Origin of the sequence: Streptococcus caledonicus (assembly GCF_042656225.1) — a bacterium.
GTDB classification, from domain to species: Bacteria; Bacillota; Bacilli; order Lactobacillales; family Streptococcaceae; genus Streptococcus; species Streptococcus caledonicus.
In genome coordinates this window covers 687643-711022 of record NZ_JBHSOJ010000016.1, presented here as the reverse complement: position 1 = coordinate 711022, position 23380 = coordinate 687643, and the positions used below count along the sequence as shown (strand labels likewise).

Below are 23380 nucleotides of genomic sequence, written 5' to 3'. Positions count from 1 at the left end.
GATTGTTCGAAAGAGAGGAAATATTCAATATGGATATGAAGGAATTTACAGCTAAGCTGGAAGAAGCTACGAAGAAACTAAGTGCGGAAGAACGTGCATCACTGGTAAAAATTTTCCAAAGTGTTTCTGATGATATTACAAAGCCAGAAATTAGTTTTGCAAATGTAGAACCGCTTGTGTCAGAAGGTACAGATGTACCAGAGGGAATTACACCTCGATTGCAGGCCTTAAAAAACCAATATTTGAAAGCGCAACCAACAATCTCTTTAATTCGTGCGGTAAACCTGACACGAATTTCTAAAGAGAATGAAGGTATGCCAAAAGCAATCCTACGCGGAACTGCTTTCAAAGAATTTTGTAAAATTGCTCCAGTAGTCATTCAAGATAATGAATTATTGGTAGGTGCACCGAATGGTGGCGCACGTTTTGGTGCCTTTTCTCCAGATATTTCATGGCGTTGGCTTCGCGATGAAATTGATACGATTTCAACTCGTCCGCAGGACCCATACGCCTTGTCTGAAGAAGATAAAAAGGTTCTAAGAGAAGAAATTTTCCCATATTGGGAAGGACGTTCTGTAGATGAAGCCTGTGAGTCACAATACCGTGAAGCGGGTGCTTGGGAACTTTCTGGCGAATCATTTGTCTCTGATTGTTCTTATCATGCTTGTTCTGGTGGCGGTGACTCAAATCCAGGATACGATGTGGTAGGGATGAAAAAAGGTATGCTAGATATTAAGGCTGAAGCAGAAGCCCACCTAGCAAAACTGGACTATGCTAATCCAGATGATTTGGAGAAAATCTATTTCTACAAATCGCAAATTCTAACAGCAGAAGGTGTTATGATTTATGCGAAGCGTATGTCTGAGTACGCAGCAGAATTAGCCGCAAAAGAATCCAATCCAAAACGCAGAGCAGAATTGGAGATGATTTCTCGCGTCAATGCCAATGTTCCTGCGCATAAACCAGAGACTTTCTGGGAAGCGATGCAATACGTTGTAACAATTCAGCACCTACTACTCTGTGAAGAAAACCAGACAGGTCTTTCAATTGGTCGTGTTGACCAGTATATGTATCCACTTTATAAAAAGGATATTGAATCTGGCCGGATGAATGATTATCAAGCTTTTGAATTAGCCGGCTGTATGTTTATTAAGATGTCAGAAATGATGTGGTTAACATCAGAGGGATCTTCTAAATTCTTTGCAGGTTATCAACCATTTGTAAACATGTGTGTCGGTGGGGTAACACGTGAAGGGCGTGATGCAACAAATGATTTGACCTATCTTTTGATGGATGCGATTCGCCATGTGAAGGTTTATCAACCAACCTTGGCAACTCGTATCAATAACAAATCGCCACGTAAGTACTTGAAGAAAATTGTTGATGTTGTCCGTGCAGGTATTGGTTTCCCTGCGTGTCACTTTGACGACGCTCACATCAAAATGATGTTGGCAAAAGGTGTTTCAATGGAGGATGCACGTGATTACTGCTTAATGGGATGCGTAGAACCACAAAAATCGGGTCGTCTCTATCAATGGACATCAACAGCCTACACTCAATGGCCAATCTTAATCGAAACGACGCTAAACCAAGGTATTCCATTATGGTACGGAAAACCAGTTACTCCAGATATGGGACCTCTTGAGCAATACAAAACATTTGAACAATTTGAAGCCGCTGTTAAAGAGACAATCAAGTATGTTACCAAATGGACTTCTGTTATGACCGTCATCTCTCAGCGTGTCCAACGTGAGTTAGCACCGGCACCATTGATGTCTATGATGTATGAAGGTACGATGGAAAATGGTCGTGGAGTTAAATCAGGTGGAGCGATGTACAATTTCGGTCCAGGTGTTGTTTGGTCAGGACTTGCTAACTACGCAGATTCCATGGCAGCAATTAAAAAACTTGTCTTTGAAGATAAAAAGTATACACTTGCCGAATTGAACAAGGCTTTGATTGCCGATTTTGAAGGGTATGATCACATTCGCGCAGATTGTCTAGCAGCTCCTAAATATGGTAATGACGATGACTATGTGGATTATTTTGCTTCGGATATTGTCGAGTTCACAGAAGAGGAACATCGTAAGTATAAGACTTTGTATTCTATTTTGAGTCATGGTACCTTGTCCATTTCGAATAATACACCTCTCGGTCAAATTACAGGAGCCTCTGCTTCTGGTCGCCGTGCTTGGACACCGCTTTCAGATGGTATCTCACCAGATCATGGTATGGATACCAAGGGTCCGACAGCGATCATTAAGTCAGTTTCCAAGATGGCGAATGAAAATATGAATATCGGCATGGTTCATAACTTCAAGATTATGGCAGGTCTTCTTGACACTCCACAAGGTGAGGAAAGTTTGATTACCTTACTTAGAACAGCAAGTATTCTTGGTAATGGTGAGATGCAGTTTAACTATCTTGACAATGCAATTTTGCTAGAAGCACAACAACATCCAGAAAAATATCGTGATTTGATTGTTCGTGTAGCTGGTTATAGTGCCTTCTTCGTTGAATTATGTAAAGATGTTCAGGATGAAATTATTGCGCGTACAGTTTTGACACGGATTTAAAACATAATGTGGATACAGTGGTCTTCTTTAGCCAGAAGGCCTACTGTAACTATTCGGATAGGAGAAAATTGTAGTGGCAACAGTAAAAAAACATGAAACACGAATCAATGTATTCAATGTTCAAAAATATAATTTATATGATGGTCCAGGCATTCGTACTATTGTTTTCTTCAAAGGTTGTCCAATGCGTTGTAAGTGGTGTGCTAATCCAGAAGGACTAGAATTTGGGACAAACATCATGCATAAGGAAACCCTATGCAAACCCTATAACTCTTGTGCCAAAACTTGTCCGCTGGGAAGTGTTTGCTTTAAATTTGCTAATGAGGAAGTGCCTGTTCCATATGAGTATTCCGACAAAGAGCATCCAATTGATATTCGGCGTTATCAGAAAAAGCGTCCAACAAGAGCAGATATTGAGGGGTGTCCCGAAGGTGCATTAACAATTGCAGGAGAGGCTAAAACCATCTCAGAACTGATGGATATTATTCATGAAGATGATGCCTTTTATGAAATGTCTGGTGGTGGTGTTACTTTGTCTGGTGGAGAATGTTTGGCCCAGGGTGAAGGGGCACTTGCTTTGTTGAAAGCTTGTAAGCAAGATGGTTTGAATACCGCAGTAGAAACAGCAGGTCATGTCCCAAATAAGGTGGTGATGAAGGTAGCTGAGTATACAGATCTGTTCTTATTTGACTTGAAGCATATGGATTCCAAAAAACACAATGAATGGACAGGTGTTGGAAACGAGCGGATTTTGAACAATCTAAAATCTGTATTAGATGCCGGTTATAATGTAAAGATTCGCATGCCCATGTTGAAAGGAATCAATGATAGCGAAGAGGAGATTCGTGCTATTATTGACTTTTTACTTCCGTATAAAGACAGAGTAAATTTTCAGGGAATTGATCTTCTACCCTATCATAAATTAGGTGTCAATAAGTATAAACAATTGGGAATGGAATATCAAATTGAAGGTGATCCATCGTTAAGTCAATATGACTTAGATAGGATAGAAAGCTATATCTTATCGTATGATTTTCCAGTAAATGTTGTTAAACACTAAGGATTGGGAGGAGGAATTTTGTGGAAGTAATTGGAGAAATCAATCGAATTATTCAAGAATCTGTTCCGGGTAAACAAATTACATTGGCTCATGTTATTGCTGCTCCCATCCAATCGGTTTATGACAGTCTGGGAGTAGAAGATAAAGGAGCTATTGGAATTTTGGCTATAACTCCATACGAAACAGCTGTTATTGCTGCAGATTTAGCCGGAAAAGCAGCAGATATAGACATTTGTTTTATTGATCGTTTCACAGGTTCTCTCATGTTTAGTGGAGATGTACAGAGTGTAGAAACAGCCCTACAAAGAATTCTTGACTATTTTAAGGCTAACTTAGGATTCTCCATTGTTTCATTAACAAAATCATGAGAAAACGAATACTGATTATTGGACCAGAGGGTTCTGGGAAAAAGGAACTCATTAGAGTACTAGAAAATGAGGAGGAGATTTGCCTCATAAAATCTATCGTGTACGGTCGTGAAACAATTTATGTTCCTAGCACTTATCTTAGGAGTCCTAGCATGAAAAAGCATATTATTGCAACGCAACAAAATGCTTATTGTCTCCTGATGCTCTTACATTCTAGCCGTGTCTATAGAGTCTATTCACCTAATTTTGCACAAGTGTTTAGACTTCCTAGTTTAGGGATTATTGTTCATCATTCAGGACAGTCTATTAAAAATACAGCTGATTGCATAGTTGAATTACAAGAAGCTGGTGTTGATGAGATTATTGAATGGGAGATGGGAGACTCTGATACCTATCACGAATTATGTAAAAAAATAGAACAATTAAAAGAAGGTAATCAATGAAAATACATGAATTTCAAGTGGGTCCACGCTTTATTTTTGGTAAAGGGGCTACAGCAAAAATTTCAGAATTACCAATTACGAAAGCCTATGTTATTTGTGATCCTTTCATGGAACAAAGTCACCTTGTGAACGAAGTTTTAGAGGTTCTAACTACTTCGGGAGCAGAGACTAAGGTTTTTTCAAATGTTGTCCCTGACCCGACAGTACAAGCCGTTTCTGAAAGTATGGCTGAAATTAGAAAGTATAAACCAGATGCTGTTATTGCCTTAGGAGGAGGATCAGCGATGGACACAGCCAAGGCAGTTGTCCGAGTGTATTCTGAATCTGAAAAAGTAGACAGTCTTTACTTGATTGCGATTCCCACTACAAGTGGGTCAGGAAGTGAAAATACCGCTTTTGCAGTCATCTCAGATCCAACGCATAATGAAAAAATTGCATTAGTTGATGATTCAATGGTTCCGGATCTCGCTATTTTGGACACTACTTTTACAATGACTCTGCCACCATCGGTGACAGCGGATGCAGGAATGGACGTGCTGACGCATTGTCTGGAAGCTTATGTATCCAATCAGGCTAACGATTTTTCTGATGCCTGTGCTGAAAAAGGCATCCGGTTGACTTGGCAATACATCTTTGAAACCTATAAAAATGGTGACAATCAATTAGCTCGTGAGAAGATGCATAATGCTTCATCTATAGCAGGTATTGCTTTTAATAATGCAGGGTTGGGAATTTGTCACAGTTTATCTCATGCTATCGGTGCTTTCTTCCATGTACCGCATGGTCGGATCAATGCCTACCTATTGCCCTACGTCATTTCATTTAATGCTTCCTTGGATAGTTTGGGAGAGACAGAGGCAGCTAAACGATACGCTGAGGTTGCAGAGATGCTGAATATTGGCAAAGTCACAGTTAAACAATCAGTAGTAGCTCTGACAAGTGCAATTAAACAATTATCGATAAAAATGAGTATCCCAACGAAACTTGAAGAATTGGGAATCAATCGAAAAGAGTTTGAAAAAATGATTCCAGAGATGGCACAAAGGGTCATGGCAGATGCTTGTACACCAACAAATCCAAGGACCGTTACGCAGGAGCAGATTGAGGCTATCTATCGCTCAATGCACTAATGGCTAACATAAGTATATAAAAAGATATTATTGAGTGGAAGGAGGATGTTATGAAATATCTAACTGAAGATGATTTACGTCTGATTTATCGTGACAATCCTTTTGAAACCTTCACTATTCAAAAACAAACTAGATTAACTCCAGGAGCAAAAACTTTTCTTATGGACCGTAAGGTTCGACTCATTGATGAGACTGAAAAAAAGCCGTTAACCAATGCAGTAAAATCAAGTTCAATCACCAATAGCTGTTTATCATGTATCACACAGTCAAATGAGTGGCTGATACTTCGGAGTGAACTTTTACGAGTGGCCTATGAGTTGATTGAGTTGGATTTTTCTATCTCTGAAGAGCTATGCATGCTAGAACAATGTATGGCAACATCATCGATTTCAGACCGTCAAATGATTAAAGAACAAGCAATTAGTCAGCCATCTGTGGTCGAAAGTTTAGGAAGAATGCGATTGTTGTTGAGAACTAAAAAAGGGAGAGTAGCCTCTCGTCTATTCCCTCTATATTTTAAGTTTCAGACCTTGTCTGAAAGAGTTGATGAACCAATACCGGAAGTATTGCAAGAAGTTATCAATCGGTTGGCAGGTATGATTATATCTTGTGTCAAAAGATGTGAGGAGGTAGACGATGATATCAAACAAATTACCTAAAACATGCGATCAGTATGTGGAGGAATTTGAAAAGGCTGAAAAACAACCTGTTATTACAAAAAGTCATATTTATTATACGGGGGTTGATTTAGGAACTGCCTACATCGTCTTAGTTGTCCTAGATGAGAATCGAAATATTGTAGCTGGTGCACACCGCAGCGCCAATGTTATCAAGGATGGAATGATTGTTGATTATATTGGAGCGATTCGCATTGTCCGAGAACTAAAAGAAAGTTTAGAAAGACAATTACAGACGGAATTACTCTATGCTGCTGCGGCTCTTCCGCCAGGGACAGATTTATTAGATGGTGGAGTAATCAAAAATGTTGTTCAAGGAGCAGGCTTTGAGTTGACAGCTTTATTAGATGAACCTACAGCAGCTAATACCATTGTAGGACTTAAAGATGGGGCAATTGTTGATATTGGTGGTGGGACAACAGGTATTTCTATCTTAAAAGATGGAGAAGTAGTGAAGACAGTTGATGAGGCAACAGGGGGAACGCACTTTACTTTGGTAATCTCTGGTGCTTACCACCTAACCTTTGAAGAGGCTGACGCCTATAAGCGAGATAACAACAATCATAAAGAACTGAATAGCGTTTTGAAGCCTGTCGTTGAAAAAATTGCCAGCATTATAAATAATAGTATTGCGGGATATGATGTGGATATCATCTACTTGGTTGGCGGCACCAGTTGTCTAACTGGAATTGAGGCCATTATCGAAAAAGAAACGGGTATTCGAACTGTTAAACCGAAAAATCCGATGTTTGTTACCCCGATAGGAATAGCAATGAATTGCAGTCAAGAAATTATGTATTAGGAGGCGAAGATGTTAGTTGCAGAATTAGTTGATACAATTTGGGCCACTAGAAAATCGGATGCCTTGAATGGTGCTAAATTTCTACTGGCAAAGGTAGTCGGTGGTAGTAGATCCGGCGAGATTATGGTCGTTGCTGATATGATCGGTGCGGGAATTGGTGATCGAGTCATTGTGGCAACAGGTTCTGCTGCCCGTCGTATGATGGAAAATGATTTGATGCCAGTTGATGCAGCGGTTATAGGAATTATTGACGAAAACTACGATCAAATCAAACAACAAAACGGAGAAATAAATAGATTGTTGGAATAGAAAGGAGAAGAGATGGCAAAATTGATAGTTGCAAAAGATGTTCTTGCATGTAAGGAAGCAGGGCAGATGGTGTGTCATATTGAAAAAGGGACAATTATTACTCCTGCTGCACAAGATGAAGCCAAAAAATATGGTATTTCATTTGAGTGTTGCGAAGATACTTGTACAACATCATTTGAAATGAGTAATCAACGTATCAGCACTGATGAAATCCTGCATATTTTAAAGAATATTTTAATGAATACAGATGACAAAATAGAGAGGGAAGCCAAGCCATACCGTTTTGTTTCGCATACAAATGGTATGAAAGTTGTACGTGGTTCAACGGTTCGGATGGATGACTTTGATACAGGAACACCGGGTGCCAAGGTCGGTTTTCAGGAACTTGTTGGCCAGCATGAATCAAAAATGAGTGCAGGTTTTCTAACGATTGATCAATCCAAATTTGCATGGAAACTACCATACGAAGAAATTGATTATGTTATCTCGGGAACGGTAACAGTTGAAATCGATGGACAAACTTTTGTAGCGCGTGAAGGAGATGTTTTATTTGTCCCTTCAGGCTCAAATGTGGTTTGGGGTTCACCAGATAATGCAAAACTATTTTATACTACGTATCCATCGAACTGGGCAGACTTAATGTAGTTGGGGAGGCCAAAGAATGAGAGCTTTAGGGTTGATAGAAACGTATGGGTTTATCGGAGCCATTGAAGCTGCGGATGTCATGCTAAAAGTTGCAAATGTTTCTTTGATGAAATTAGAAAAAGTGCGTGGAGGTTTGGTCACTATCAGTATCAAGGGAGATGTTGGAGCAGTAAAAGTAGCTGTGGAAGCTGGGGCTAGCGCTGTTCAGAGATTTGGTACGGAATTTCTTCATAGTTCGCATGTCATTCCTAGACCGGACCAACAACTTTCTTCCATTTTAGATGAGAATACTGAGATGAGCCTCTTACACGATGAATCAATAAGAGAAGTAGCAGTTGCCCACTTATCAAACGCTTCAAAAGCGACAGATAAAATCGTTGAGGCAGAAGAACAAGTCACAGATAGTATCGAAGAACCGATAGTAAATGTAACATTAACTGTTAAGGAATACAGGCGACAACTAGAAAGAACAAAGGCCGCAGACTTACGGACGATGATTTCAGATAATGAGAATATTTCCATTGCAGAAGAAAAATTATCCAGTTTGGCAAGGAAAACGATGATTGCCATGTTGGTCGATGATTATTCTAAGAAAATCAAACAGTCAGTAGAAAAAACGTAGGAGGTTCAAAGCAGAATGAAGACAATTGATGTAGATCTCTGCTCTATACAAGAAGCACGTGATTTAGTAAGAAGCGGCAAAGAGGCAGCACAGAAGATTGCGCATTTTTCAGATGAACAGATAGATGCCATTCTAAAAAATATTGTAAAATCAGTCGAAGCCAATGCTTATTATTTGGCTAACTTAGCAGTAGAAGAAACAGGCTTTGGTAAATTGGAAGATAAGGCTTATAAAAATTATGCAGCCTCAACTTTACTTTATGATGAAATCAAGGATTATAAGACATCGGGAATTTTAGATTTTGATGAAAATAATAAAGTTTTTAGAGTAGCTGAGCCAATGGGACTGGTGTTGGGGATCACACCTTCTACCAACCCAACTTCAACAATTATTTATAAGTCGATTATTTCTATTAAATCGCGTAATGCAATTGTGTTTGCTCCACATCCATCGGCTAAGAGGTGTAGTATAGAAGCGGCTGAACTAGTGAGAAAAGCTGCAGTTGAAGCAGGGGCGCCAGAACATATTGTAGGGTGTGTTATGAACCCAACATTAGAATCAACAAATGAGTTGATGCACTCAAAAGAAGTTGCAATGATTATCGCAACGGGCGGTCCTGGTATGGTAAAAGCTGCTTATAGTAGTGGCAAACCAGCTATTGGTGTTGGGGCTGGTAATTCTCCAGCTTATATTGAGAAAACAGCGGATGTAAAAAAAGCAATTGCTACTATTATTGCCTCTAAAACATTTGATAACGGGACGATTTGCGCCTCTGAACAAGCGATTATCTGTGAAGAAAGCAATAAGGATGAAGTGCTCCGTGAATTAAAAGAGCAAGGATGCTACCTCATGACCCGAGAAGAGACAGACAGGGTTTGTCAGCTTCTCTTTAGAGGGAATACTAAGGGATGCCATCCGTCAATGAATCCGAAATTTGTTGGACAACCAGCTATAAAAATTGCAGCTGCAGCAGGGCTGTCGGTACCAGAAGATACCAAGATTTTGGTAGGTCCTCAAGTTGGTGTTGGTCAGGGAAATCCACTATCGTTTGAAAAATTAACGACTGTTATTGGTTTTTATGTTGTTAAAGATTGGGAAGAAGCTTGTGCTTTGAGTATTCGACTGCTACAAAATGGTATCGGTCATACGATGAGTTTACATACAGGTGACCCAGAAATGATTTTCCGTTTCTCCAGTAAGCCTGCTTCTCGTATCTTAATCAATACAGGAGGAAGCCAAGGTGGTACAGGTATTTCCACCGGACTTCCAATTGCCTTTACCCTAGGTTGTGGTACTGATGGTGGTAGTTCTGTTTCGGATAATCTAACCCCAGAACACTTGGTAAATGTAAAAACAGTTGCATACGGCATAAAAGATGTTACAACTATTGTTGCGAAAGATAGTCGCTTTCAATCATTGCCAAAATTGACTATGTTATCTAAAACCGATACAAAGATTGATGCAGTATGCTCAGCGAGCATTCATTATCAAAACAAGCATGAATTGGAAAAAGATTTTTTGAGTCAAACGCCACAGGCTATTCAAGAAAATTTTGAAAAGCGTCAAAACTTACAGTCTGATGAATTAAATGAGAAACAAACTCTGTCTACCGAAGATGACATTGATAATGAAGCTATTGTTAGAGAGATTTTGTCATCTTTAAGAAGATAGGAGGTGATTGTGTGGGAGAAGATCTAGAAAGCTTGTTTTACAAAGTAGTTGACTATCTTGATGGAAGGGATAGCAATGTAGAAAAGGTTTTGGTCGAAGAAAAGCCAGTGGCAGCCAAGGAACCTGTAACAAAAGCAGATGTTTTTGGTCGCAATGCCATTCCTCTAGGTATATCAAATAGGCACATTCATTTATCTCAGGTAGATATAGATTGTTTATTCGGTCCTGGCTACCGCTTTAATCAACTAAAAGAATTGTCGCAAAAGGGACAATTTGCCTACAAGGAATGTGTAACCATTGCAGGTCCTAAGGGAGTTATTGAAAGAGTTAGGATTTTAGGTCCGTCACGGAGCCATACGCAGGTTGAAATATTAAGAAGCGATTGTTTTAAGATGGGTATTGACGCACCGTTACGCTTATCCGGTGACATTGAACATACTCCAGGTTGCACAGTCATTGGTCCAGTGGGCTCGATTCAGCTGAATAAAGGTTGTATAGTCGCTAAACGGCATATTCATATGAACCCAAGTGATGCTAAACATTTCGGTGTAGAAGACAAGCAAGTTGTTTCTTTGGAAATACCTGGTGAGCGTGGTGGCATTATCCATAATGTTATTGTTCGCGTGAATGATAATTTCTCGTTAGAATGTCACTTAGATACTGAAGAAGCAAATGCCTTAGGGGTTACGGCGCACAATAAATTACGTATTATTAAGTAAAGGAGAAGAAATATGACTTCAGAAGCACTAGGCATGATTGAAACAAAAGGCTTGATAGGTTCAATAGAGGCCGCTGATGCCATGGTAAAAGCCGCTAATGTTACCTTGATTGGTAAGGAACATGTAGGTGGTGGTTTAGTTACCGTTTTGGTTCGTGGTGATGTTGGTGCAGTAAAAGCTGCTACTGATGCAGGTGCAGCGGCAGCCCAACGTGTAGGAGAGTTAATCTCTGTTCATGTCATTCCGCGTCCACATGGTGAAGTAGAAACCATTTTACCACACTAATATAAGTAAAGGAGAAGAAATATGACTTCAGAAGCACTAGGCATGATTGAAACAAAAGGCTTGATAGGCTCAATAGAGGCTGCTGATGCCATGGTAAAAGCCGCTAATGTTACCTTGATTGGTAAGGAACATGTAGGTGGTGGTCTAGTTACCGTTTTGGTTCGTGGTGATGTTGGTGCAGTAAAAGCTGCTACTGATGCAGGTGCAGCGGCAGCCCAACGTGTAGGAGAGTTAATCTCTGTTCATGTCATTCCGCGTCCACATGGCGAAGTAGAAACCATTTTACCACACTAATATAAGTAAAGGAGAAGAAATATGACTTCAGAAGCACTAGGAATGATTGAAACAAAAGGCTTGATAGGCTCAATAGAGGCCGCTGATGCCATGGTAAAAGCTGCTAATGTTACCTTGATTGGTAAGGAACATGTAGGTGGTGGTCTAGTCACCGTCTTGGTTCGTGGTGATGTTGGTGCAGTAAAAGCTGCTACTGATGCAGGTGCAGCCGCTGCCCAACGTGTAGGAGAGTTAGTCTCTGTTCATGTCATTCCGCGTCCACATGGTGAAGTAGAAACCATTTTACCAAAAGTAAAATAAATTTTGAGGAAGAAGAGCTCATCTGGTTTGGGGTGAGCTTTTCTAAAAATAGTAGGTAATTTCTTCTCGAAGAATTGGGGAAAGATTAAAAAATGTAGGGAGGAAGGAATATGTCGCATCAAGAAATAATGGATGGTAATATGGCTGCGGCATACGTAGCATATGCTTTTAGTGATGTTGCAGGTATTTACCCTATTACACCCAGCTCTACAATGGGAGAATGGATTGATACTTGGCAGGCAGAAGGTAGAAAAAACTTATTTGATCAGACTGTAAATGTTGTTGAAATGCAATCAGAAGCGGGAGTGGCTGGCTTCGTGCATGGTTCATTAAAAACTGGAGCACTAACGACTACTTGTACCTCTTCTCAAGGATTGTTGCTAATGATACCTAACATGTACAAGATTGCAGGAGAATTACTACCAGCAGTTTTTCATGTTGCTGCACGTTCTGTAACGACAAATGCCCTCAGTATATTTGGTGATCATAGTGATGTTATGGCTGTACGACAGACAGGCTTTGCAATGTTGGCAGAAGGTTCCGTCCAAGAAGTAATGGATCTGTCACTTGTAGCCCATTTAGCAACACTAGAATCCAGTCTTCCCTTCGTTAATTTTTTCGATGGATTTTCGACAAGTCATGAACTACAAAAAATCACTGTTCTAGAATATGATGAGTTCAAGCCTCTAGTGCATGAAGAGGCGCTCAACATTTTTCGTGGTAGAGGAATGAATCCCAACCATCCAACGGTGTCCGGAACCAATCAAGGACCAGACACCTTCTTCCAACAGCGCGAGACAGTAAATCGACACTATCAAGTTCTTCCCTACGTTGTACGAAAGTACATGAAAAAAATCAATCAACTTCGTGGAACAGATTATGACCTAATGCGATATTATGGACATCCTGATGCAGAAACTATTATTGTAGCAATGGGATCCGTATCCTCTACAATTTGTCAGACTGTTGATTACTTGATAGATAACAATAAAAAAGTGGGCTTCATTCAGGTTCATCTCTATCGACCTTTTCCAGTAAAAGATTTTTTAGAAAAAGTACCCAAGACAGTTCAAGCTATCGCTGTTTTGGATAGAACCAAAGAAGCAGGAGCCACAGGTGAACCTCTTTTCTTAGATGTAAGAACTGCGTTTTATGAAAGTGAGCGACACCCCCTTATCATTGGGGGAAGGTATGGATTGGGTTCAAAAGAAGTGAGACCTAACCAGATAATGGCTATCTTTACTGAGTTGGAGAAAGCTTCTCCAAAGCCTCATTTTACTATAGGAATAGAAGATGATGTTACCAACCTTTCATTAAAGGTGGGAGATTCTATTGATCTGACAAAGAAAACAACTTACCAAGTGAAATGTTGGGGATTTGGAGGAGATGGCACAGTTAGTGCCAATAAATCAATTATCCGCATTATGGGTGAACATTCTGACTCTACTATTCAAGGTTCCTTCTATTATGATTCTAGAAAACAGAATGGTCTCACGATTTCAAACCTTCGATTTGGTCGAGATAAAATTCAGTCTTCTTATTCTATATTAGAAGCGGATTTTGTTGGGGTTACCATGCCTGGATATTTAAGAAAAATAGACTTGGTAAAGGGATTAAAAAAAGGGGGAATATTTCTATTAAATACCACCTGGTCCCATGAAAAACTCAGTCGCTTACTTCCAAGCAAACTCAAACGCTACTTGGCTGATAACGAGATTCGCTTTTACACCATAAATGCCTATAAAATTACACAAGAAGTAGGATTGTATGGGAAACCGGGTATTTGCATGCAGGCGGCTTTCTTTAAACTAACAGACTTTTTATCGGAAGAAGCAGCAGTTGAAGCCATGAAGAAAGAGATTGTTCAGGCGTATAGACATAAATCACCGGAAGTCGTAGAACAAAATCTACGAGCTGTTGAAATGACCCTTGCTTCTATAAAAAAAATAGATATTCCAGCCGATTGGAAATTATGTAGAGAGGAGCAAAACGCCCCATCAACCAATACTTTGAAGTATATACAGAAGATTCAGCAACCTGTTCATCGTCTGGAAGGAAATTCTGTGTCGGTTGGTCAATTGATAGAAAATGGTCTCGTCGCAGGAGATATTCCCTTGGGAATTGCGCCAGTAGAAAAACGCAGTACGGCTTGGGAAGTACCAGAGTGGAATTCAGAATTTTGTGTGCAGTGTAATCAATGTTCATTTGTCTGCCCACATGCTGCCATTCGTCCTTTCCTAGTTGAACAAGATGAGTTGAATCAAGCTCCTGATGGCTACAGGGTTAGAGATTACAAGGGAAAAGATGGACTGATGTATCGTATTCAGGTATCTGTTGAGGATTGTACTGGTTGTGAACTGTGTGTAAAGGTCTGTCCTGCCAAAGGCAAGGCTTTAAAGATGATTGAAGTGGATGACGAAGCTTCAGGTAAGTTTAAGGAAGAAGCCATTCATTGGGCCTTTTCAATGACCTTACGTGCCAAAGAAAATCCAGCCAAGCCAGGAACTATTGCACATACACAATTTGAACAGCCTCTCTTGGAATTTTCAGGTGCATGTTCAGGATGCGGTGAAACTCCGTATGTCAAACTATTAACTCAGTTGTTTGGTAGTAGGATGATGATTGCTAATGCTACAGGTTGTTCTTCCATCTGGGGAGGGATGTTTCCTATCACACCGTTTAGTACCAATTCACTTGGGCAAGGTCCTGCTTGGAGTAATTCTCTGTTGGAAGACAATGCTGAATTTGGATATGGTATGTTAATGGCTACGCAAACGAGGAGACACTCGCTGATTGCTGATATGCTCGCAGCAAAAGAGGAAGCAAGTTCAGTTTTGGTAGAGTTGATAGATAACTGGATTGAAAACATTGATAAAGGCTATGGGACAATTGCACGAAGCAAAAAGTTGATAGACTTGCTCCTTGTTGAAATGGATGAGACAAAACCCTTATTGACAAAACTTTACGAAAAACGTGATTTATTTGTAAAACCCTCACAATGGATTATCGGTGGAGATGGTTGGGCCTACGATATAGGTTATGGTGGCTTAGATCATGTGCTTGCTAGCGGAGCGGATGTAAACATACTGGTACTTGATAATGAAGTATACTCTAATACTGGTGGCCATGTTTCAAAAAGCACACCGACATCAGCTATTGCAAAGTTTTCAGCTTCAGGTAACAGAGGAATAAAAAAAGACTTAGGAATGATGGCAATGACCTATGGTAATGTCTATGTAGCTCAGGTTGCAAGTGGTGCGAATCCAGTTCAGGTGATTAAAGCATTTGAAGAAGCAGAAAAACATCCAGGACCATCACTTATCATTGCCTACGTCCCATGTATCACTCACAAGATAGCAGGAGGAATGAAGGAGAGTCTTCAGGAAGCAAGACAAGCAGTAGAATCTGGTTACTGGTCCTTGTACCGTTACAATCCAAAGCTAGAACAAGAAGGAAGAAATCCGATGATTTTGGATTATAAGCGCCCAAATTTTGATAAAATGATTGATTTCATGATGAAACAAGAGCGATTTTCTTCCTTACAACAATTTAATCCTACTGTGGCAGCTGACTTATTTCATCAAACAGTGGAACAAGCCAAACGGCGTTTCATAAATTATGCCAAGTTATCTGGAGACTTCGACAAATATATAAAAGGAGTGCAAAGAAATCAGACAAAGAAAAGTAGCACAATACAAGAGTCCACATTAGAAAAGATTATACATAGTTTAGAATTTTAATAGCATACTAAAAATGATATTATCTATCTGAATAGCAAGCACGGTGGAGGGTTAGAGATTAACTTATACTTGATTGTACTTGTAAAATCTGATTTGGGATTGTAATTATTAACTATGGGAAGAATTCATTCCATATAAAATCTCGCCAACTGGTGAGATTTTTTGGTATAATATAGCTTATGATTTCAGGAATTATTAATTTGAAAAAAGAGGCGGGTATGACCAGCCATGATGCAGTGTTTAAACTCCGAAAGATATTGAATGAAAAGAAAATTGGACACGGTGGGACCCTGGATCCCGATGTTACAGGTGTCCTTCCGATAGCTGTTGGGAAATCCACTCGTATCATTGAGTATATGACAGAAGCTGGCAAAGTTTACGAAGGGGAGATTACGATTGGGTTTTCAACTACGACTGAAGATGCTTCTGGTGAAGTAGTGAATGTGACCGTAGTAAGTGACTTGACCGAAGAGGCAGTTGATGCGGCCATGTCACGTTTTGTTGGTCAAATCACTCAAGTTCCACCAATGTATTCGGCAGTCAAGGTGAATGGTCGTAGGCTCTATGAGTATGCCCGACAGGGTGAGGTTGTTGAACGGCCATCACGCCGAGTCACGATTACTGAGTTTTCTCGGACCTCTCCAATTGTTTTGAACAATAATTGTGCGATGTTTAGCTTTCGTGTGGTATGTAGTAAGGGAACCTATGTCCGAACACTTTCGGTTGATTTAGGTACAGCACTTGGATACGCCAGTCATATGTCAGCTCTTCAAAGGACTGCATCGGCAGGACTAGAGCTTAGCTCTGCTTTGACTTTAGAACAAATTAAAGAAAAGGTTAATGCAGGTGATTGGGGTTTTTTACTACCGATTGAGTATGGTGTCTCAGAACTCCCTCGTGTTGAATTGATTGAAGAAGCGGTGACAGAGATTTCTTATGGACGTCGTGTCGCTTTAGATGCGATAACACCACTAGTAGCAGGATTTCATGATGGCAAGGTGATTGCTATCTTAGAGGCACGTGACAACCTTTATAAACCTAGAAAAGTATTGATTTAAGATGAACATAATAACGATAAACGACTATCATGATTTGGTAGAAAGACAAGCAACGGTTTTAGTTTTAGGATATTTTGATGGGCTTCATTTAGGGCATAAGGCGCTTTTTGATAAGGCACGGGAAATAGCAGAGCGAAAAAAATTGCCAATTACTGTATTGACATTTCATGAGTCTCCTAAATTGACTTTTGCTCGTTTTACACCAGATTTGCTTTTACATCTAGCCTATCCAGAAAAACGTTATGCTAAATTTGAAGAGTATGGTGTTGACTACCTTTATTTAATGAATTTTACGAGTGAATTTGCGAAAACAAGTTCGGATGATTTTATCAAAAATTACATTGAAAAATTACAAGCTCAGGATATCGTTATAGGATTTGACTACCAATTTGGTCACAATAAAACAGACAGTGACTATCTTGCTCGTAATACAACTGCTCAAGTACACACCGTAGGAGAAATTCAATTTGAAGGTGAAAAAATCTCTTCAACTCGTATTCGTGAAGCGGTCACAAAAGGAAATATTGAATTAGCTAATCAATTATTAGGCTATACGTTTACGACGCGAGGAATCGTGGTTCATGGAGATGCGCGTGGTCGTACAATCGGATATCCAACTGCAAACTTAGCACCACTTGATCGAACTTACCTGCCTTCAGATGGTGTCTATGTGACGGATGTTTGTGTAAAAGGTAAAACTTACCGTGCGATGACTTCTATTGGTCAAAATGTAACCTTTGGTGGAACAGAGTTACGTTTAGAAGCTCATATTTTTGATTTTATGGGAGAAATCTACGGAGAAGAAATCGAAATTTCCTGGCTATATAAAATCCGTGATATGGTCAAATTTTCTGGTATTGATGATTTAATCGCTCAATTGGAAAAGGATGAGCAATTTTCAAAAAATTGGGCATAAATTATGAAAAAAGTCTAGAAATATAGCTTGAATTTTTGTATAATAAAGTGTAAATATGTAAGGATAAAGGCGGTTTTGACATGATTACGCTATTTTTATCGCCTAGCTGTACCAGTTGTCGCAAAGCCAGGGCATGGTTATTAAAGCACGACGTTGAGTTTCGCGAACATAATATTATTACTAGTCCTCTTTCACGTGAGGAATTACTAGACATTCTATCTTTTACTGAGAATGGGACTGAAGATATTATTTCGACACGATCTAAGGTGTTTCAAAAGCTTAATATTGATGTTGATGAATTGTCTATTTCAGAGTTAATTAAGCTAATTGCGGAAAATCCTAGCCTTCTCCGTCGTCCTATTATCATGGATAAGAAACGGATGCAGGTTGGTTTTAACGAGGACGAAATCCGTGCTTTTTTACCGCGTGATTATCGCAAACAAGGACTACGACAAGCAACTATTCGAGCAGAGATTGAGGGAAGACATGCATAAGAATTATTCTTATCCACTTGATTTGACTTGGAGCACTGATGAGATTACTTCAGTGCTTTCTTTTTTGAATCAAGTTGAATTAGCATATGAGGCGAAGGCTGATGCTGAAAATTTATTGAATAGCTATGCTATTTTTAAAAGTATTGTTAGAAGCAAAGCGCAAGAAAAACAAATTGATCGTGAATTTGAAGCAACGAGTGGTTATTCAACTTACCGTGCTGTGCAAGCAGCAAAGAGCAAAGGAAAGGGTGTGATCTCACTTGGAAAATAAGTTTGCCTTTGCTCAAGATTTAATCAAAAAAGCTGGTCAATTAGTGATTGAGCAAATGAAAGATGTTTTTGATGTCACTGTCAAGACCACTCAAGATGATGTAGTGACATCTATTGATATTGCTATTCAAAACTTCTTGATTCAAAGCATTGCAGAGCATTACCCTGAGGATCATTTTTTAGCAGAAGAGGAAAATTGTCAGCATGGGATTTCAGTGGGGAATGTATGGGTAATTGATCCCATTGATGGGACACTAAATTTTGTGACTCAAAAATCTGATTTTGCGATTATGATATCTTATTTTGAAAAAGGCAGTGGTCAGTTTGGGTTGATTTATGATGTCATGGAAGATAAACTCTATTCAGGTGGCGGAGTGTTCTCAGTAACATGTAATGATGAAAAATTACCTGTTTTTGATGGTCGTCCCTTATCTCACTCACTGGTTGCTTGTAACACAGGTATGCTTTTAAAAAATAGTTACGGGGTACAGGAACTCTTAAAACATTCACTTGGGGTGAGGAATTATGGATGTGCCGCTTTAAGTATAGCAAGAGTGCTTAATAACCAACTTTGGGCTTATATTTCAAATGTTTATCCCTGGGACTATGCTGCGGCTAATGTTTTGGGACAAGCTCTTGGATATGAGTTGATGACACTTGATGGTAGTGACATTGATTATACCAATCGTCAAATGGTTATTTTTCTTCCTAGTCAATATAAAAATACTATTCAAGAATTACATTTTAGATCATGAAACTGAGGTTACTCGGTTTCATTTTTTTTGCTTAAAGATACTGATTTTAGTATAATATAGACATGTATTTACCTGAAAAATTTATTGAAAAATATACGCATCTTTTGGGGAAAGAAGCAGAGCAGTTTCTAGAAACGTTTGAGTCTGACCCAATTTCAGCGTATCGGATAAATCCTCTTAAAGCTGGACAAAAAATATTTTCTGACCCAATTCCTAATACTCCTTGGGGATTTTATGGTAAGGTCTCTGGAAAAAGTGCAGAGCATGTTACAGGCTTGGTTTATTCTCAAGAACCTGCTGCTCAAATGGTTGGTCAAGTTGCTGCTCCAAAAAAAGGAATGAGAGTTTTGGATCTTGCGGCTGCCCCAGGCGGAAAATCAACGCATCTACTCAGCTATTTACAAAATACGGGTGTCTTAATTTCTAATGAAATATCCACAAAACGTAGTAAGATTTTGGTTGAAAATATTGAGCGATTTGGTGCTAGAAATGTTGTTGTAACGAATGAATCGGCTGATCGACTTACCCAAGTCTTTGCCTCTTACTTTGATTTAATTGTCTTTGATGGACCATGCTCTGGTGAGGGAATGTTTCGAAAAGATCATGAAGCTACTCAATACTGGCATGAAAAATATCCTAAAGAATGCGCTAAATTACAGCAGTCCATTTTGGAAGATGCGATGAAAATGTTAGCTCCCGGAGGTCGCTTAGTTTATTCAACGTGCACTTGGGCTCCTGAAGAAAATGAAGAAATTGTTAAGTGGTTGCTTGATACCTATAATCTAGAGTTACTCAATATTCCTAAGATTAACGGTATGGTAAAGGGAATAGAGTTTTCAGAGGTTGCTCGCATGTACCCACATCGTTTTAAAGGTGAGGGTCAGTTCGTGGCACATTTGCGAGACACACGTCAACCTGAGCATAAATTAAGAAAAATGAAAGCAGCAAAATCTAACCTTACTAGTGAACAGTTGTCGCTTTGGCAAGATTTTGCTAAAAAGCATCTTGCAATTAAATTATCAGGTTTATTGCAAACTTTCGGTGACCAACTCTATTTGTTACCAGATGGCTTACCTGATTTGAAAAAGTTAAAGATTGCTCGAAATGGTTTACATTTGGGAACCTTTAAGAAAAAACGATTTGAACCTTCTTTTGCCTTAGGGGTAGCTTTATCTCCTAATGATGTAGAACAGTTTATAAAAATTGATATAGAACAGTTTGAGATTTATGTTGCAGGAAATACGATTAGTTTGCCAGAGTCATTACCAAATGGTTGGTACCAGATAGTCGTAGAAGGCAATGGCATGGGTTTTGCAAAGATTGTCGGCAATACAGTAAAGAACTATTTCCCTAAAGGTTTACGATTTAATTTTTAAGTGTTATGGAATACAATTTATAAAAATATCCTAGATACCAAGAGTTTTCATATGTTATGATGTAATAGTGTGGTATTTCGCAATGGTTTTCAGAAAAAATGAAAAGGAAAAATGATGACTATAAAAAAACAATCTAAGTGGCAACGTCTTGTCCTAATTAGTTTGTCAGGAATGATTCTCTCGGCATGTTCTAGTTGGATTGATCGTGGGGAATCTATTACTGCTGTAGGCTCTACAGCGCTACAGCCCTTAGTTGAAGCAGCAGCAGATGAATTTGGATCAATTAACATTGGAAAATCCGTTAATGTTCAGGGAGGGGGGTCAGGTACTGGACTTTCTCAAGTACAGTCTGGAGCTATTGAGATTGGTAATTCAGATGTGTTTGCTGAGGAGAAAGACGGTATTGATGCTTCTGCTCTAGTCGATTATCAAGTAGCAGTTGCTGGGTTGGCTATTATCGTTAATGAGAAGGTAACCGTAGATAATTTAACGACTGAACAACTTCGTCAAATTTTTACTGGTGAAATTAAAAACTGGAAAGAAGTTGGTGGTTCTGATTTAGGCATTACTATTATTAACCGGGCAGCTTCGTCTGGTTCTCGTGCAACCTTTGATAGTATCGTTATGGATGGAAAATCAGCTAAACAGAGTCAGGAACAAGATTCAAATGGTATGGTTAAATCTATTGTAGCTCAGACTCCTGGTGCGATTTCTTACCTTGCTTTTGCTTATGTTGACGATTCTATCAACACGATGAAATTAAATGGTTTTGCTCCAACACCAGAAAATGTGGCAACAAATGATTGGCCAATTTGGTCTTATGAACACATGTATACTAAAGGTAAAGCAACTGCTTTGACAAAAGAATTTTTAGATTACATGCTTTCAGAAGAAGTACAAGAAGGTATCGTTGAAAGTATGGGTTATATTTCGATCAATGATATGGAAGTGACCAAGTCAGCTGACGGTGTGGTTACTGAGAAGGAGGACTAAGATGAAAAACGAAGAATTAGCTAAAAAACTGATGTCTCCTTCTAAAAATTCAAGATTAGAAAAATTCGGTAAAACAATAACCTTCTTATGCCTTGCTTTGATTGTTTTCATTGTGGCAATGATTTTAATTTTTGTTGCTCAAAAAGGCTTATCAACATTCTTTGTTGACGGTGTAAGTATTGGAAATTTCCTATTTAGTGGCACATGGAATCCAAGTCAGGGAGAATTTGGTGCTCTTCCTATGATTATGGGATCTTTTATCGTTACTATTTTATCTGCTCTGATTGCCACACCATTTGCTATTGGTGCAGCAGTCTTTATGACTGAAATTTCTCCTAAATATGGTGCCAAAATTCTTCAACCGGCAGTTGAGCTTTTGGTTGGTATTCCATCAGTTGTTTATGGATTTATAGGTCTTCAAGTGGTTGTACCATTTGTACGTTCTATTTTTGGTGGTACTGGTTTTGGTATTCTTTCAGGGGTATTCGTTCTCTTTGTTATGATTTTACCAACCGTCACTTTTATGACTACCGATACACTTCGTGCTGTACCTCGTCATTATCGTGAAGCAAGTCTTGCTATGGGTGCTACGCGTTGGCAAACCATTTGGCGGGTGACTCTTAATGCGGCTCGTCCGGGTATCTTCACAGCTGTTATTTTTGGCATGGCTCGTGCTTTTGGTGAAGCTCTGGCCATCCAGATGGTGGTTGGTAATTCAGCTGTTATTCCAACTTCATTAACAACACCGGCTGCGACTTTAACTTCTGTCCTTACAATGGGAATTGGTAATACGGTTATGGGAACAGTTCAAAATAATGTGCTATGGTCATTAGCCCTAGTATTACTTTTCATGAGTCTTGCCTTTAACATGTTAGTCAAATTTATTACGAGAGAGAGAAAGAGAAATTATGCACGCTAAAAAAATGGATAAATTAGCGACAGGTATCCTTTATACTATTGCTGGTATCATCGTTACAATACTAGCGTCGCTTATTCTTTATATCTTACTTCGTGGTGTTCCGCATATTAGTTGGGATTTCTTGACAGGGAAGTCATCCTCTTATAAGGCAGGCGGGGGAATCGGAATTCAACTTTATAATTCCTTTTTCTTACTTGTGATTACACTGATTATCTCAGTTCCTTTATCAATAGGAGCAGGAATATACTTGGCTGAATATGCGAAAAAGGGGCCGTTAACGAATTTCATTCGTACTTGTATTGAGATTTTATCATCACTACCATCAGTGGTTGTAGGCCTTTTTGGTTATCTTATCTTTGTTGTTCAGTTTGAATATGGATTTTCGATTATTTCAGGTGCGTTGGCGCTCACGGTCTTTAACCTTCCTCAAATGACGCGGACCGTAGAAGACAGTTTACGTACTGTTCACCACACTCAGCGTGAAGCAGGATTAGCTCTTGGAATTTCGCGCTGGGAAACAGTTTTCCATGTGGTTATTCCAGAAGCTCTTCCTGGGATTGTCACTGGTATCGTCCTAGCTTCGGGTCGTATTTTTGGTGAAGCGGCAGCCCTTATTTATACTGCTGGGCAATCTGCACCAGCAATGGATTGGAGTAATTGGAACCCACTTAGTGTTTCAAGCCCTATATCACCTTTTCGTCAAGCAGAAACATTAGCTGTCCATATTTGGAAGGTCAACAGTGAAGGAACAATCCCAGACGGAACTTTTGTGTCAGCAGGATCTGCTGCTGTTCTTTTGATTTTTATCTTGATTTTCAACCTTGTTGCTCGTCGTCTTGGAAAAATCCTCCATGCAAAATTAACATCGGCTGAATAATGTCATACCGCCATACCTATGAAAATATGAGAGACATTTAGATGTCTGTTGTTGCTCAGTTTCATTTTGAGTGGAACATAG

At 39.3% G+C, this 23380-nt stretch carries 25 protein-coding genes; all 25 read left to right on the top strand.

Annotated elements, in window-relative coordinates; genetic code table 11:
• The first annotated feature begins 29 nt into the window (after positions 1-29).
• The 25 genes from cutC to pstA all read left to right on the top strand — a co-directional run bounded on the left by cutC (position 30) and on the right by pstA (position 23299).
• The gene (gene cutC / locus ACFPQ3_RS07355) at positions 30-2576 is read left to right on the top strand and encodes a choline trimethylamine-lyase (protein ID WP_156805126.1); all 2547 of its coding nucleotides are present in this window, start codon (positions 30-32) and stop codon (positions 2574-2576) included.
• Positions 2577-2643: 67 nt separating this feature from the next.
• Positions 2644-3636 carry a choline TMA-lyase-activating enzyme gene (gene cutD, locus ACFPQ3_RS07350; protein WP_024532898.1) on the top strand — a complete coding sequence of 331 codons (993 nt, stop codon included), beginning with the start codon at positions 2644-2646 and terminating at the stop codon, positions 3634-3636.
• Between the two features lie 20 nt (positions 3637-3656).
• The gene (locus tag ACFPQ3_RS07345) at positions 3657-4004 is read left to right on the top strand and encodes a BMC domain-containing protein (protein ID WP_156805127.1); all 348 of its coding nucleotides are present in this window, start codon (positions 3657-3659) and stop codon (positions 4002-4004) included.
• On the top strand, positions 4001-4447 hold the full coding sequence (locus ACFPQ3_RS07340) for a EutP/PduV family microcompartment system protein (RefSeq protein WP_156805128.1): 447 nt from the start codon (positions 4001-4003) through the stop codon (positions 4445-4447). Before ACFPQ3_RS07345 ends, ACFPQ3_RS07340 begins: the two co-directional genes overlap by 4 nt.
• The gene (locus ACFPQ3_RS07335; RefSeq protein WP_156805129.1) at positions 4444-5577 is read left to right on the top strand and encodes a 1-propanol dehydrogenase PduQ; all 1134 of its coding nucleotides are present in this window, start codon (positions 4444-4446) and stop codon (positions 5575-5577) included. Before ACFPQ3_RS07340 ends, ACFPQ3_RS07335 begins: the two co-directional genes overlap by 4 nt.
• 50 nt (positions 5578-5627) lie before the next feature.
• Positions 5628-6236 (top strand): hypothetical protein, encoded by a 609-nt coding sequence (locus ACFPQ3_RS07330; RefSeq protein ID WP_156805130.1) that lies wholly within the window; start codon positions 5628-5630, stop codon positions 6234-6236.
• Positions 6214-7056 (top strand): ethanolamine utilization protein EutJ, encoded by an 843-nt coding sequence (gene eutJ, locus ACFPQ3_RS07325; protein ID WP_161980842.1) that lies wholly within the window; start codon positions 6214-6216, stop codon positions 7054-7056. The genes ACFPQ3_RS07330 and eutJ overlap by 23 nt, the downstream gene beginning before the upstream one ends.
• A gap of 9 nt (positions 7057-7065) precedes the next feature.
• Positions 7066-7365 (top strand): EutN/CcmL family microcompartment protein, encoded by a 300-nt coding sequence (locus ACFPQ3_RS07320; protein ID WP_024532904.1) that lies wholly within the window; start codon positions 7066-7068, stop codon positions 7363-7365.
• Positions 7366-7377: 12 nt separating this feature from the next.
• Positions 7378-8010 carry a cupin domain-containing protein gene (locus tag ACFPQ3_RS07315; RefSeq protein ID WP_024532905.1) on the top strand — a complete coding sequence of 211 codons (633 nt, stop codon included), beginning with the start codon at positions 7378-7380 and terminating at the stop codon, positions 8008-8010.
• 16 nt (positions 8011-8026) lie between these two features.
• Positions 8027-8632, top strand: coding sequence for a BMC domain-containing protein (locus ACFPQ3_RS07310; protein WP_156805131.1), 606 nt, complete (start codon positions 8027-8029; stop codon positions 8630-8632).
• A gap of 15 nt (positions 8633-8647) precedes the next feature.
• On the top strand, positions 8648-10303 hold the full coding sequence (locus ACFPQ3_RS07305; protein ID WP_156805132.1) for an acetaldehyde dehydrogenase (acetylating): 1656 nt from the start codon (positions 8648-8650) through the stop codon (positions 10301-10303).
• An 11-nt stretch (positions 10304-10314) separates the two neighbouring features.
• Complete coding sequence (pduL, locus tag ACFPQ3_RS07300) at positions 10315-11022, top strand: phosphate propanoyltransferase (protein WP_156805133.1); 708 nt, start codon at positions 10315-10317, stop codon at positions 11020-11022.
• Between the two features lie 12 nt (positions 11023-11034).
• Positions 11035-11307, top strand: a complete 273-nt coding sequence (gene eutM, locus ACFPQ3_RS07295; protein ID WP_156805134.1) for an ethanolamine utilization microcompartment protein EutM — start codon at positions 11035-11037, stop codon at positions 11305-11307.
• 21 nt (positions 11308-11328) lie between these two features.
• Positions 11329-11601, top strand: a complete 273-nt coding sequence (gene eutM / locus ACFPQ3_RS07290; RefSeq protein ID WP_156805134.1) for an ethanolamine utilization microcompartment protein EutM — start codon at positions 11329-11331, stop codon at positions 11599-11601.
• 21 nt (positions 11602-11622) lie between these two features.
• Positions 11623-11901: an ethanolamine utilization microcompartment protein EutM gene (gene eutM / locus ACFPQ3_RS07285; RefSeq protein ID WP_120171622.1), complete on the top strand. Its 279-nt coding sequence runs from the start codon at positions 11623-11625 to the stop codon at positions 11899-11901.
• Between the two features lie 110 nt (positions 11902-12011).
• Complete coding sequence (gene nifJ / locus ACFPQ3_RS07280; RefSeq protein WP_156805135.1) at positions 12012-15641, top strand: pyruvate:ferredoxin (flavodoxin) oxidoreductase; 3630 nt, start codon at positions 12012-12014, stop codon at positions 15639-15641.
• 179 nt (positions 15642-15820) lie between these two features.
• Positions 15821-16699, top strand: a complete 879-nt coding sequence (truB, locus tag ACFPQ3_RS07275) for a tRNA pseudouridine(55) synthase TruB (RefSeq protein WP_156805136.1) — start codon at positions 15821-15823, stop codon at positions 16697-16699.
• A 1-nt stretch (position 16700) separates the two neighbouring features.
• Complete coding sequence (locus ACFPQ3_RS07270; protein ID WP_156805137.1) at positions 16701-17615, top strand: bifunctional riboflavin kinase/FAD synthetase; 915 nt, start codon at positions 16701-16703, stop codon at positions 17613-17615.
• Between the two features lie 80 nt (positions 17616-17695).
• Complete coding sequence (locus ACFPQ3_RS07265) at positions 17696-18109, top strand: Spx/MgsR family RNA polymerase-binding regulatory protein (protein WP_156805138.1); 414 nt, start codon at positions 17696-17698, stop codon at positions 18107-18109.
• Entirely contained in the window at positions 18102-18380 is a 279-nt protein-coding gene (locus tag ACFPQ3_RS07260) for a UPF0223 family protein (protein WP_156805139.1), read from the top strand. Before ACFPQ3_RS07265 ends, ACFPQ3_RS07260 begins: the two co-directional genes overlap by 8 nt.
• Entirely contained in the window at positions 18370-19134 is a 765-nt protein-coding gene (locus tag ACFPQ3_RS07255) for an inositol monophosphatase family protein (RefSeq protein ID WP_156805140.1), read from the top strand. Before ACFPQ3_RS07260 ends, ACFPQ3_RS07255 begins: the two co-directional genes overlap by 11 nt.
• A 62-nt stretch (positions 19135-19196) precedes the next feature.
• Positions 19197-20510 (top strand): RsmF rRNA methyltransferase first C-terminal domain-containing protein, encoded by a 1314-nt coding sequence (locus ACFPQ3_RS07250; protein WP_156805141.1) that lies wholly within the window; start codon positions 19197-19199, stop codon positions 20508-20510.
• Positions 20511-20624: 114 nt separating this feature from the next.
• Positions 20625-21503 (top strand): phosphate ABC transporter substrate-binding protein PstS family protein, encoded by an 879-nt coding sequence (locus tag ACFPQ3_RS07245; RefSeq protein ID WP_156805142.1) that lies wholly within the window; start codon positions 20625-20627, stop codon positions 21501-21503.
• A gap of 1 nt (position 21504) precedes the next feature.
• Positions 21505-22422 (top strand): phosphate ABC transporter permease subunit PstC, encoded by a 918-nt coding sequence (gene pstC / locus ACFPQ3_RS07240; protein ID WP_156805143.1) that lies wholly within the window; start codon positions 21505-21507, stop codon positions 22420-22422.
• Positions 22412-23299, top strand: coding sequence for a phosphate ABC transporter permease PstA (pstA, locus tag ACFPQ3_RS07235; RefSeq protein ID WP_156805144.1), 888 nt, complete (start codon positions 22412-22414; stop codon positions 23297-23299). The genes pstC and pstA overlap by 11 nt, the downstream gene beginning before the upstream one ends.
• Positions 23300-23380 lie beyond the last annotated feature (81 nt).

Bases quoted from the DNA above. Each gene is read 5' to 3' on its own strand.
- cutC (WP_156805126.1), top strand. From the start codon at position 30: ATGGATATGAAGGAATTTACAGCTAAGCTGGAAGAAGCTACGAAGAAA.
- ACFPQ3_RS07340 (WP_156805128.1), top strand. From the start codon at position 4,001: ATGAGAAAACGAATACTGATTATTGGACCAGAGGGTTCTGGGAAAAAG.
- ACFPQ3_RS07335 (WP_156805129.1), top strand. From the start codon at position 4,444: ATGAAAATACATGAATTTCAAGTGGGTCCACGCTTTATTTTTGGTAAA.
- ACFPQ3_RS07330 (WP_156805130.1), top strand. From the start codon at position 5,628: ATGAAATATCTAACTGAAGATGATTTACGTCTGATTTATCGTGACAAT.
- eutJ (WP_161980842.1), top strand. From the start codon at position 6,214: ATGATATCAAACAAATTACCTAAAACATGCGATCAGTATGTGGAGGAA.
- ACFPQ3_RS07320 (WP_024532904.1), top strand. From the start codon at position 7,066: ATGTTAGTTGCAGAATTAGTTGATACAATTTGGGCCACTAGAAAATCG.
- ACFPQ3_RS07315 (WP_024532905.1), top strand. From the start codon at position 7,378: ATGGCAAAATTGATAGTTGCAAAAGATGTTCTTGCATGTAAGGAAGCA.
- ACFPQ3_RS07310 (WP_156805131.1), top strand. From the start codon at position 8,027: ATGAGAGCTTTAGGGTTGATAGAAACGTATGGGTTTATCGGAGCCATT.
- ACFPQ3_RS07305 (WP_156805132.1), top strand. From the start codon at position 8,648: ATGAAGACAATTGATGTAGATCTCTGCTCTATACAAGAAGCACGTGAT.
- eutM (WP_156805134.1), top strand. From the start codon at position 11,035: ATGACTTCAGAAGCACTAGGCATGATTGAAACAAAAGGCTTGATAGGT.
- eutM (WP_156805134.1), top strand. From the start codon at position 11,329: ATGACTTCAGAAGCACTAGGCATGATTGAAACAAAAGGCTTGATAGGC.
- eutM (WP_120171622.1), top strand. From the start codon at position 11,623: ATGACTTCAGAAGCACTAGGAATGATTGAAACAAAAGGCTTGATAGGC.
- nifJ (WP_156805135.1), top strand. From the start codon at position 12,012: ATGTCGCATCAAGAAATAATGGATGGTAATATGGCTGCGGCATACGTA.
- truB (WP_156805136.1), top strand. From the start codon at position 15,821: ATGATTTCAGGAATTATTAATTTGAAAAAAGAGGCGGGTATGACCAGC.
- ACFPQ3_RS07270 (WP_156805137.1), top strand. From the start codon at position 16,701: ATGAACATAATAACGATAAACGACTATCATGATTTGGTAGAAAGACAA.
- ACFPQ3_RS07265 (WP_156805138.1), top strand. From the start codon at position 17,696: ATGATTACGCTATTTTTATCGCCTAGCTGTACCAGTTGTCGCAAAGCC.
- ACFPQ3_RS07260 (WP_156805139.1), top strand. From the start codon at position 18,102: ATGCATAAGAATTATTCTTATCCACTTGATTTGACTTGGAGCACTGAT.
- ACFPQ3_RS07250 (WP_156805141.1), top strand. From the start codon at position 19,197: ATGTATTTACCTGAAAAATTTATTGAAAAATATACGCATCTTTTGGGG.
- ACFPQ3_RS07245 (WP_156805142.1), top strand. From the start codon at position 20,625: ATGACTATAAAAAAACAATCTAAGTGGCAACGTCTTGTCCTAATTAGT.
- pstC (WP_156805143.1), top strand. From the start codon at position 21,505: ATGAAAAACGAAGAATTAGCTAAAAAACTGATGTCTCCTTCTAAAAAT.
- pstA (WP_156805144.1), top strand. From the start codon at position 22,412: ATGCACGCTAAAAAAATGGATAAATTAGCGACAGGTATCCTTTATACT.